Source organism: Pseudomonas reinekei (assembly GCF_001945365.1).
GTDB classification, from domain to species: Bacteria; Pseudomonadota; Gammaproteobacteria; order Pseudomonadales; family Pseudomonadaceae; genus Aquipseudomonas; species Aquipseudomonas reinekei.
Map to the genome: position 1 here is coordinate 244,162 of NZ_MSTQ01000002.1, position 12,770 is coordinate 256,931.

At 62.2% G+C, this 12,770-nt stretch carries 1 protein-coding gene; it reads right to left on the bottom strand.

Going from position 1 to position 12,770, the window contains the following annotated elements:
• Positions 1 to 115 precede the first annotated feature (115 nt).
• Positions 116 to 12,595: a filamentous haemagglutinin family protein gene (locus tag BVK86_RS03635; RefSeq protein ID WP_075945130.1), complete on the bottom strand. Its 12,480-nt coding sequence runs from the start codon at positions 12,593 to 12,595 to the stop codon at positions 116 to 118.
• Between the last annotated feature and the right edge of the window lie 175 nt (positions 12,596 to 12,770).

Here is a 12,770-nt window from a genome sequence, read left to right on the forward strand (position 1 = left end):
GATTGAGACAGCAAAGAACCCTGTAGGAGCAAGCTTGCTCCTACAGGGTCTTGTGTGAATTTGACGCATAAAAAAGGCGACCCGAAGGTCGCCTCTGATCCTGCTTGATGGCGCGTTACAACGTCAGATTGCCGCGTTCTTCTTCCGTCAATTGCCCACGCGCCCGCTCATCCAATGCGCCGGCACCCAGCACCTGCACCGGGCTATCGGGGTTGTAGCCAGGCGTCGGCGCACGGCTTGCGCCGTCGCTGCTCGGTGTCAGCGGTTCGTTGCCCAGGCTCAGCACTTGTACCGTCACGATCGACGGCAGGTTTTTGCGTGCCGCGGCCTGTTGCTGGCGTGACATGTCCTCGGCCGCTTGCGTGGCGGATGTAGCCGCGGAGCTGGCCGAAGTGATCGCCCCAGTGTTCACCGACGCCGTCACCGGAATGCCCGACGACTTGCCCTGCACCTGGATGTTCGCCGCGTTGACCACCCGCAGGGCGATGATGTTGATGTTGCCCGACACCCGGATCCCCGCCTCGCCCGCATCGATCGTACCCAGCGGTGCGATCAGGTCGATGTCGCCCGGTGGCACTTCGGCAATCGGGTTGAGCGTGGCGATACCGGCGCCGGTGCTCGGCACGGTCGGCGACAGCGTCACGTTGCCCCAGGTGTCGTAGATACGTTTGGGCGGCGTGAACACCACGGTGGTTTTTGAACCCCGGCCGGCGTTGATGTCGCCTTCGGCCGACCAGCCGAGAATGCTGCCGCCGAACGTGGTCATGACCCGGCTCTGCCCAAGCAGGATGCTGCCCTGGGAATACAGCTGAATGTTGCCCTCGCCCTGGGTGACGATCCCCGCCGTGGACGGCGGCGCCGCACCTTCGACACCGAACACCTGGCCACCGCCGGGAGTGAGCATCTGAATGTCACCGCCGAACAGCGTCTTCACGCCTGCGCCGCCGTACAACGTGATGTCGCCGTCGTAGCGAATGGTATTGCCCGCCACATCGGTCGTCGGGAACAACGCCGCAATCGCGTTGCGACCGCGCAGGTAACTGCCCTGGCGCGGACCGTTTGCATCGGCGTATTCCAGGCCACCGGCACGCAACTCGGCGAAGTACACCTGACGAGCGAACACGGCTTGCTCGGTGCCCGGCAGTGCGGCGTAGAACGTCCGTGCCTGTTCTGCATTGCCGTTAAAGCCGTAGCCCAGAATCAGCCAGGACATCAGTTCTTCATCGTAGGTCTTGACCACCTTACCCGGTTGATCGCTGAGCGGCGTACCGCCGGCAGCCTGGTTTTTCGGGTCCAGATAGCGGGCGATGAAGCGGCCGTAATCCGGACCATCGGCCCCTGCGCCCGCCTGCAATACAAGGCTGGCACCCGGACGGTTATCACCCGCCATTACTGGCCCGATACTGGTGATGCTGGCGCGGTCTTCCATCAGGATATTGCGCCCGGCATTGATTTCCAGCGTGCCGGGGCCGGCAATGTCGAAACTGCTGTAAAGAATGTCGCGACCGGCGGACACGCGCGAGACATCGTTCGCGTTGTTGTGGATGAACAGGTTGCCCGTGGCGGTGACGGTGTCACTGCTGTTGCCCATACCATCGCGGTTCACGGCCTGTGGCTGTCCGACGGTTGTACCCGACGCGACGATATCGCGTCCGGCCAACATCCAGACCGGCCCGGCCGCTTCGTACCAGGTGCGTTTGGAGTTGCTGAAACTCAAGGTTTCGCCACTGCGAACGCCAACCAGATCGCCGGTTAGCGCGTAGAACCGCGCAGGGGCCTGAACCCCACTCAAGCCTGAATAGCTCTCGGCACCGAAGGCGAACAATGGATAACGGCTGTTGAGTCCGGGCGAGACGCTATCAGCGCCGCTATTAGACATCAGCGTTATCACTCGCTGACCATCCTTGGCATAACCATTGAACGCAGGCGTAAATGGCGTCGCGATGGACAGCGGGCTGGCACCCGATTGATTGATTGCATAGCCACCGGCATAGATGGAATCCCCTGCCAGCAATTCAAGCTGCCCGGATTGTGAGGGTGCCAACAACAAGGAGTACGAAATGCCCGGATAGTTACTCCCCCCACCATAGAAACCAGCAGACGGACCGGCATAGATTGAACCTTGCCCGGCGACTGCTCGCAGGATCGAGGGCATAACGAATCGATTATCGGTGGGTGAAGTATTGCTACCGCTAGGGATCGTTGAATTGTTGATCGCTTCAGCCATCAATGTACTTGGCGTGAGATTGCCTCCCGCCGAGAAAAGATCGATGGCGGTGTGATCGGTCCATAACGAGAAGCCTGTCAAACCACCGCCCGCATGCACCACCCCATCAGGCGTAGTGAACGATGTGGAGTTCTGCAGTACTACCCGACCAGGGTCCGCCGCGCCTCCCAACACCAAATCACCTCGGGTATTGAGCTGCATGCCCGAGTCCCCCGGAATCAACACCAGGCCGCCGGTTGCGCTGCTGGTGGTGGCCGTAAACGGATCGTAGCCGCGAGCCTCGCGCTGGTCCTGGTTGCCTGAGAATGAGCCGTACTGCAATCGGATTCCACCCACCGCCGATGCGCTCACATGTGCAGCTCCCCGCAGGTTAATCAGCGCGCCCTGCAGATCATGAATGGGGGTGCCGACACCGGTCGCTCCCGCCCTGGCTTGCAGTGACGGGTTGAGCGTGCCGCCGATGCGGATATCCATGTCACCGCCACCGGTCAGTTGCAGGCTGCCGTCGCTACCTACGCGCCCGGTGCTGCCTACCGCCACAATAAGTCCCTGGCTTCGAGGGTTTTGATTCGTACCAAAGACGTCTCCCAATGGCCTGAGCATGCCGCTATCAGCGCCTGCCCTGAGGCTGATGTTGCCACCACCCAGCGTGCCAAAACCGGTGAACCCCACCAGATAAGGTTCGGGTTCCACATCTGATGCAAGAGGCAGGCGAGTTGCATAGCTACCGAAATTGATCCACCAGGCTGTCGGCACGTCATTGCCAGCAGTGCCCTGACGCCATAACCAGTTACCTACGGCAACGCTCGGGTTTTGCTCGCGCATTCCACCAAGAGAGAGTGCCTTACGTCCGACAGCATCACCGGACACAGATCCGCCCGCATTGATTGTCAGGTTCCCGCCCATCTGCGGAAACCAGGCCTGATAGAGGCTGTCGCTGCCGCCATTGACCCATTTTTCATAGTCACTGCCGGCACTGCCCAGCACCGAGCCACCGTCCGACATTCGCCCGCGAGGCTGGTTGTAACGTGGGTCGATATTGCTGGACTGAGTACCGGCGGTGTACACACCGAAGGGTGAATCCATGCTCAGGTTACCGGCGGCCATCAGGTCCAGATCGCCGGTGCCGGTTCGCAGTACGCTGAACATCTGAGTGTGGGCGTTGACGGCGGTGCCTGGTTTGCTTTCAAGGCAAAGCGACGGATCAATATCAACGCACCAAAACATATCATCGACACTGACGGGCGAGTAATCAGTAAAACCCATATAGTTGCCAGGCGCCCACGTCCAGCGTTCCATCGGTGCGCAAGCATCAGGCACGATGTCGCAGAGAATCAGATACTCCTCAGGTACAGGCTCATAGGGGTTGAATCCAAACCCGTTGTCCACCGTCCAGACCAGCTTCGCGGCCGATTCAATCACTTTAAGACCGTAGTGAGTATCGGCCAGTCGAAGGTTGCCCTCAGTGGTGACGGGCTTCACCACTCGATTGTCCGCCGCGCCCAGATCCGCACCCGCTACCACCCGTGTCGACCACGACGCACTGCCCGACGGCAACATGCTCGCCACCGCCCAGTTGCGCCCTTGCTGGGTGCCGCTCAGTGGGCGCAAATCGATATACGCAGTGCCATCCGCCAGTTTCACATCCGTCATGGACGGAATCAGCGAACCACGCAAAAGTGCCAGCGAACCGCTGAGCTTCACGCCCGCCGTTGCGTTGTCGAAAAACGTAGCCGGCAGCGGCACGCCTTTAGGCCACAGCAGGCCTTGCATCGCGGTGGTCTTGTTCAGCTGCGTACCCGCGCCAAGAAGACTGCCCGCCGGCAAGGTGACGTCGGCCCCCAGCAATGTGCCGGCGGCGTACAACAGATTACCCGCCGCGTCATGCACCGCCCCCGCCAATACCGTACCGGCGCTGAACGTGTACGTCTCGGCCAGCACGCCCTGAGTGGGTAACAGCGTGCCACTGGCCAGTGTCGCGGCCTGGATCGGCAAGTCGTAGTTCAACGTGGCACCGATCGGGTATTGGGTACCGTCAGCAAGGGTCACACCCGCGCCCGGCACAATCAGGTCGCCGCCGAACGGCTGCACACCCGGCACCAGTTTCCAGCCGGTGTCATCGACGGTTTCCGGTGATGGCGCAAAACCGTCGTTGATGCTGCCGTAAACATCCAGGTTGCCACCGGCTCGAATCACCAGGCTGCCGGCCTCGCCGGAACCGTAGACCGACGTCTTCTGCGTGTGCGGGTTGAGACTGGCGTAGCGGTAGCCGGACAAGTCCAGATCGCCTTGCACCACCAGATCGCCGTCAGTGGTCTTGCTGGCTATTTCCACGCCGGGACGCAGGTGGAAGGCATCGGCGTAGGCGGCGTTATTCAGGCCGGCCAGTTTGCGTTGCAGCAAATCCGTATTGGCCAGGGCTGCGTTGATGAACGCGGTGCTGTCGACGTGAATGCCGTCCAGATAAGCCTGGTCGATGACCTGGTACGGACGACCGCTGGCGGCCGGGTCGGTACCGTCGGCGGCATCAATGTAGCGGCGCGTGGCGTTGAGCCCAATGGAGCGCGCACCCTGAATGTTCAGCGCACCGCTGGCATCGATAGCGATATCGCCAGCACCCACACGCGGTGCGTTGAGTTCCAGTGTGCCCCGCGCGCGACCGTCATGCTGCCCCGGCAAATTACCGATGGCGACGTCGGTGCCGTGACGCAAGTCGATCCGCGCACCGGAGGCCAGCGTCAACAGGCCATCGCCGGCGTTCAGCTCGACCATGGCCCGGTTCGGTGCGTCGATGATCTTTCCGTAGCTATCGACCCGCAACATCTGGCCATGGGCATCGAGCACCGCGCTGCCGGCCACGGTCAGGCCATTTTTGCCCGACAGGCGAATGCTGCCGACGCGCTCGCCACTGGCGTCGATCAGGCCCACGACGGTAAGGCTGCCGTTGTCCACCGAGACATTGACCTCGCCAGCCTTGAGCCCGTCGCCAATCACTAGATTGCCTTGCTTGAGCTGGAAGCTGCGGCTACCAAACACTTGCCCGGCATTGAGCCGCTGGTTGAGCGCGGCGAATTCGCCGTTGAGGTCACCGCTGCTGCCCAGCTGCTGCGCGCGAATATCCACACCGCCCGCCTTGTAGGGCACCCAGGTGCCGCCCGCATCGTAATAGCCGCTGCTGTTGCCGAGGATTTCTCCCTGCAGATCGACCACGCCCGCACCGGTGGCCAATGCCACGGCACTCAGGTTACCGGCCTGGTTGTTGACTGCCGACAGGTCGATGCGCGAACCGGCGGCCTGGCGGATATTGCCGTTGCTGCTGTACAGGGCCACGTCGCCGCCCCAGCTGTATTTCTTCACATCGTTGAACGGCAGCGTGCGTCCTGCCACGTCCAGTTCAGCGTTACGGGTCAGCGTCACATCGCCCTCGGACTTGACCACCAATTTGCCGCTGGCCAACACGATGCGGCCGTCCAGCAACACGTTGCGTGCTTCGAGATTCAGCTCCGCGCCCAAGGCATCGGCGACGGCAGTGCGATCGCCGGTTGGCGACGTCAGGGTCAGGCTGTTGCCCGCCTTGAGCAAGTTGACCGAGCCGGCTTCACCGGTGAGCAGCGGCGTGCGCAGGTTGAGGTTGCCGCCGCTGTAGGCATAACCCTTGACCGGGTCGTAAGCGCCCTGTTGTTCGTAAACGGCCAGGCTGCCCTTGTGATTGGCGGTGATGCGTTCGCTGGCATTGAGGTTGACGTTGGCAAAACCCAGCGCCAGGCGATTGTTCTGGTCCAGGCCATTGGGCTGCGGATTCGGGCCATAGCCGAACTCGATGCGTTGCGCCTCGATATTCAGCGTGCCATGGCCGGTGCCTGCGCCGCCGTTGACCACGGTGCCGGGGGCCTGGGTCGCGCCGTTCCAGATCAGGTTGGCGGTGCGAATGGTCGCCACATCACTGGCATCGCCCAGGCCGTAAATGGCCGGTGTCACCAGTATCAGGTTTTCCAGGCGGCTCTTGCCCGTTTGTGGGTCCAGGGTGTCGAGAGTCACGCTGCCAATGAAGTTGAATGAATCGCGGGTGGTCAGGCTCAGGGTTTCCAGAGCCGGTGCACCGAATTGCGTGTCGCCGCGCAGCAGTCGATCGAGGACGTTCTGGTTCAGGGTCAGGCCGGCCGGCAAGCGACCGCTCGCCGCCGCAAGCGCTTCGGCGCTGCCGGCGTTCACCGCGCCGACGGCCAACGCCAGGTGACGCGTACCGAAACGCACCGCTTCGCCCAACTCAAATTGATTATCGGTGGCTGCGGTGATGCTGCCGTTGGAATAGAGCAACGAAGGATTGATGCAACCCTGCGCCGGGCAGGTGCCGATCCGGATACTGCCGGCGCCCCCTCCGTTAGTGCCCGCGTCCGGCGCCAGCACATTGGTCCAACCGTTGGACACCATCAACAGGCTGGCTTGCCCTGGCTGATAGATGAAGCCCGCCGTGGAGTCATAGGGCACGTTCCCACGCCCCAGCGTATTGATGCCCGCCCCCGCTTCAAGGGTAATGCCGCCAGTGAGGCCCGTCGTCCACAGGACGACTTCAGGCGCCGAGAGCATCGCCCCCTCGCGCAGGTCAATGCTCCTGGTATCACCTCTGAATTGAATGAAATTACCCGCAGTGTCGTATTGCACAAACGGCGTTGCACCGATGGCCAAACGCCCGGCATCAAGATTGTTAAGGGCGTCGGCATACAACGAAACACCGTCGAAACCCTGAGTGCTGACGGCACCAGTGCCAAGAATTTCAAAAGCCCATGATCCCCTTACCGCTGCGGTGCCGAGCACACCACCCTCGGCGGCAGCGAACAATGCCTTGCCGTTGAAATCAAGGGCTGTGTCACGATCACTTGATTTGAACAAAAACGTCAGTGATTTGCCGTCCAGGGTCGTCTGCCCGCGCGGCACCCCGCGACGTGCAGCGTCGCTGTTAACGAATTGGTTGTAGCTGGTTTCGTTGTATTGGGAATAGCGGCGCAGCACATCCGCCGACGTCAGGATGACCTGGCTGGAAAGACTGTCACGCAGCCCGGTGTTGGCAATCGACATTTGCCCGGAACTTGCCCAGGAGCCATTGCGCATTTTCAGCGCGCCGTTGATTGCTCCCGGCGCTGCCTGACCGTTGACTTCGACCCGGAAGGCGCCGGGCAGCAAGGCAAAGGTCGATGGCAGCAAGGTATAAGTGCCCGCCGCCAGGCCTGGAACACCGGCACCGATGCTGATCTGCTGGCCAATGCGTGGATCACTGGCACCGGCCTCGCCAAGCATCGGTGCATAGGCGTTCTGATTGCCTGGCACGATGGCATACACCGGGTTACTGCTCAGGCCCGGCAGGCTGAACGTGCCATCAGCCGCGTTGCGAACCAGTGGGTTGAAACGCGCATCGGTAGAACCGCCACGCCCGGAGACAAACCCGGCACCGCGCAAATCCCCGCCCCCGGACAGGTCGATCAACGAGCCTGTTTGCGCATCGACGTACTGGGCACTCAGGACCACCCCGGTATTTTCGTTGGCAATCCCTTGCAGCACCACGGACTGGCCGTTGTAGCGGTAGTCGGTGCCATCGGTTGTGCCGCCATACGGCATGACCAGTCCGGCGCCGCTGACCGAGGTCACGCTGCCCGGCAACAAGTGAATGGCCCGGGTATCGCCAAAGGCATCGTTACCCAACGTGATCAAACCCAAGGGTGCGCGAATGACCCCGCCTTGCTCGATATTCCCCCCGTACAGTTTCAGCCTGCCGAACACCGAATAAGGCGGCACGGCCGGTGCCGCACCATTGCCACTGATGCTCAGCGTACGGTCGGGATCGATCCTGCTCTCGCTCTGATACCCGGCGCGTATATCGGACCAGACCCGAGTGCCCGGATAGATCTGTGCCGCGCGCAAGTGCAAATCACCGGCCGTCCACACCCTGGAACCCGTCTGTAAATCCGGCTTTGCGAGCATACGTATGTCGCCACTGCTGTCGAGGGTGACCAGGTCAAAACTGCGGCGACTGACCGCCATGGTCGCCCCGTTGAGCAACTTGATCAGCCCGTCGCTACCGAACGAGAAGGCGTTGCCCAGATCAAGCAAATTCGCGGTGGCGCTGAACTGCGCGGCCGATACCCGGTTGGTGGGGGTGTTCAGCACTCGAGGGCGGGTTAACGCGCTGGGAGGGGTGTAATACTCACCCAACCCCGACAGGCGCACGTAAGGCGCAGCCAGATTAATGCGCGCGGTATCTTTGGAGCTTTCGGCGAGGGACAGTGATCCGGCGTACAGGCTCAGGCTCTGGTTCATGTGCAGATCGACATCACCGTCGAACGTCAGCAGGCCGTTGCTCAGCAGGCTCAGGCTATCGAAGCCGCCGGTCATCAATTGATCGGCGCTCAGTCGGGTGTAGCCATAACGCAACGGTGCAGCGGCCTCTCCAGGCCGCAAATCGGCGGGTAGCCGCACGTCGTCCGGCCCTTGGCCAATGATCAGTTCCCTGGCTACCCGAACAGCGTTGTTTCCCTGAGTATCGCGATACAACGGCGAATCGAGGGCGATTTCCAGACGTCCCCCGGCTGCACCGACCCCACCAGCAGCGGCACGCAGGGTGCCGTCGATGAACAACCCGTTGTAGGAACTCAAGGCAATGCGCCCGCCGTCCGTGGCGACCCGGGTCGGACCAGTGCCGGCAATATCCAGCACAGCCTCGGCACCGGACGCCTCCAGACGAGCGCCCGGCCGCACGATCACATAGGCATCCGCCGACGTCGCGGTGGCCTTTTTAGCGTCGATCTCGCCGCCAATGATGATGCTGCCGCCCTTGCCCACCTGACCGTAGACCCGGCCGAGCGCATCGACCGCCGTAGTTGCGCGCCCCGCCACATCCAGCACTGCATGGTCACCGATCCAGATCGAACGATTATGAGCTGTCGGATCCGCCTCCTGCTGCGAGCTCTCTACATCAATCGAACCGAACTGCTGCTGACGAATGTCGAGGGTGCCGCCCCAAGCGTTGAGTTCACCGTCAACGGTGAGCTGCCCGGCACTGCGCAAGTTGATGCGCTGGCCGGGATCGACGCTGATGCGCGCGCCTTGGCCGATGGTCAACAAACTGTTCAGTGGGTCTATCTGATTGATCTGGCTGCCGCCCGCTTGCAGTGACAGACTAGCGCCGCCGCGTTGGGTCAGCACGCCTTTGGCCGGGTTCTCCTGGAACAGGCTTGGTGTCCACAGCTCCAATGCCATCAGCGGATCGGCGCCACCGGTTTGGTTCGCTGCCGAATCGGAAAAACGGTAGACCGGCATGGACACGTCGACCACCGCATCGTCTGCCACTTGCAGGGTCGTAAGGCCGATGATGTTGTAAGCCGAGAACCCCTTGTTGAACGTATCCGCTGCCAGTCGCAAGGTGTGATCGGCCAGAGGGCCGTCAGGCTCGCCGATCAACACTTTGTTGGCCTGAATCTTCAGCGTGCCACCGCCCGTGACGCCATAACCGCGCACGTCACCGTCCATGACCAATTGCAATTGGCCTGGCAGGGTATCCGCACTGGATTCAAGGGAGACGTCGCCGCCCTTGCCGCCCCGGGTCTTGCCATTGCTCAACACCGCACCGCCGGACGAAACGTCGATGACGCTGCCACTGGCCACAGTGATATCGCCGGTGCTGCGGATCGACACCAGGCCACCATTCAGATAGGCCAGGTTGTTGGCATCGGTCGGATCGATACGCGCGTTCACCCACAGACCACGGGTGTCCAGGTGCACACCTTCGGCCACGGTCGTATGCGTGGGTTTGCTCGTTTGCGCCAATTGGTTACCCAGCTGCAGGCTGCCAGCGCGGGCGGTCAGGTCTGCATTGACCCGCACATCCTGCCCGTACAGGGTGATGTCACCGCCGGTGTCCACGGTCACGGCTTCATTGACTTCAACCTTGTCCTTGGCCGCGACTTTCAACGCGCCCAGACGGAAACCATTGACCATGTCGGTATCAAGGAACAGCTTGCCTTTGCGGTCGTCGGACACCGCGCCGGTCAACCCCAGGTCGCTGCCATCGGCGGGACGCTCACCACCGATCTGCACCTGATCGAGCATGGCGAGATGCTGATACACCAGGCCATTGGTGGTGGCCGACCAACTTGGATCATAAGTACCGACGATCAACTGCGCCCGCCGCGCCCTGGCAGTCTGCGCCTGGTCATAACCGTCGAGCCCGGCACGAGGCGCCTGGATCTGACGTTCACCCTGGAACACTTCGCCCACCAACTGGCCATCGAGCACCGCGTTGTTGGTGGCGATCACCAATTGCCCGGCATCACGACCTACCGAGTAACCAGACTCGAAACGTTGTCTCGGCGCGATCAGTGGGTTGAAGAAGTAACGGGTTTGGCCCCAGCGTTCGCTGTGGTCTTCATAGCCTTTGTAGAGGCCCGTGTAGAGGATGTCGCCCGGTGCCCGCGACACTTCGTACAAACGACCATCGGCGCCACGCAACCAGCTCTGGCGAATGAAACCGCTCTGCACATCGAGGGTGCCGCCGGACAGATTGATCACCGATCCTTTCTCGGTCACCACATCATTGCCGGTGAAACTGACCGTGCCACCCTGGGCCATCCACTCACCGATGCTGTGCCCCTGCGTGCCGAGGTAACCACCGACTTCCAGCAGACCACCGGCGGTGTACCAGCGATCAGTGGCATAGCCGTTGGTGCCGGCGGGCACGAAAATCAGCTCGCGCACATCGACCCACACGTCATTGCTGTTGAGTGCGCCACTTTCGCGGTTGATCGAGGAATCGCGCTGCTCGTTGCCCTGCACGTTGATCTTGATGTTGTTGGCTTCCATCGCCACTTTGACGCCCAACGCCCCGGACACATCGATCAGCGCACCGTTGCGCACAAGGCTGCGTTGGCCCGCCGCCACCGCGACCTGACCGCCCGTGGCAAGGGTGATCGAACCGTCCTGAAACTCCACGGTACCGCCGCTGCCGATGTCGATGCGCGACTGATCGCTGCGGATACGGTTGTTGAGCGTCACCCCGGTCAATGCGGCATCGTGCTGACTGTCGAGAGCGGTCAGATCACTGCTGTCGAGCATGATCGCGTTGACGCTGCCCTGGCCCAGAGTCACGCTGCCGCTGGTGTCGGTCGCCGGGTTGAGCAGATGAATGGTGCCACGGGTATTGACCGAGGTACTCGCCAGCAACACGCCGTTTTGCACGACTTCATGACCGGTCATGGTGATGTCGCCGGTCGAGGCCTGGATCAGCCCGGTGTTGCTGACCTTGCCCGAACCACCGGCCTTGAAGCCAGGAATGACCTCACTGCCAAACGTGGTGGAAAAACCATTGCCTTCAGTGCCCGAGCCTTTGCGAATGTAGAAGCGGTCACCGGCGCCGAGCACGGTCTGGCCCTTGGCGGTGCTGATGGTGCCGGCGTTTTCCACCTCATTGCCGAGCAGCAGCACGTAGCCACCGGAATCGGTGGACAGCGTCGGCTTGTGAGTCTCAATCCGCGCGCCACGCTCCACCAGCACTTTGCCAGCGGCATCGGTAAAGGTCGGCTGGCTGCCGGTGCTGTCGAAATACAGGCCACGGTCGCGGAACTGGGCGTCGCTGATATTCGTCGCAGCCGCCACCAGGTTGCGCACGTTGACCTGGCTGGTGCCACTGAACACGATGCCATTGCGGTTGACCAGCATCACCGTGCCGTCGCCCTTGATCTGGCCCTGGATCTGGCTCGCCCGCGCGCTCGGGTCGTTGACCCGGTTGAGCGCCGCCCAGTTCGACTGCTGGGCGAATTCCACCGTGGTATCGCGGCCGACGTTGAAGGTTTCCCAGTTGAGAATGGCCTTGTCGGCGGTCTGCTCGATCCTCACCGTGGTCTTGCCATCGGCCTGTGTCTGTTGCGGCCCCTTGGCATTCTGCCAACCCTGGGTCAGGCCGGTATCGACCTTCAAGCCGCCCTCGCCCAGGCCGTCCGGCACGAACTTCACCGTGGCGAACGCCGCTGCCCGTCCGGCGGCCTGCGCGGCCTGTTGCGCAGCAATGGCGGCCACGGTGTTGTTGAGCGTCTGCACCGAACGCTCCAGCTGTTGCCGGGCACGTTGCTGTTGCGCCAGCGGCGGTGTCATGCCCGGCAAGCCACCTGCCGGACGCGCTGCCGCGGCCTGTTGCGCCGCGCCCTTGGCGGCAAACCAGCTGGAACTGAACGCGGTCGCCGCCTCGGCACTGCCGGCCACCAGGCACAGCGCAATCGCCTGCGCCAGCGGCTTGAGCAACCACAGCGCCGGGTCCACCGAACGCGCAGCGTCACGGCGGACAGGCAAGGAATGGGTATTGCGACGGGCTTGGCGAACGAGCATCACTACTAGGTCCTTTTCAATTGGCGCAAGAGGCCGCAGGCCGAGTAGAACCTGCTGTTACGACATAGGCGGTTATCGAAGGGCCAGACCGAACGGATGTCACACAAACTTCATGATTGGGGAGTACCCCCAAAAAAATGGCAGCCTCAAAGGGCTGCCATTTCGATGTCACCGC

What these genes read in the sequence shown, in the direction of transcription:
- BVK86_RS03635 (WP_075945130.1), bottom strand. Translation starts at nt 12,595, where the DNA reads ATGCTCGTTCGCCAAGCCCGTCGCAATACCCATTCCTTGCCTGTCCGC.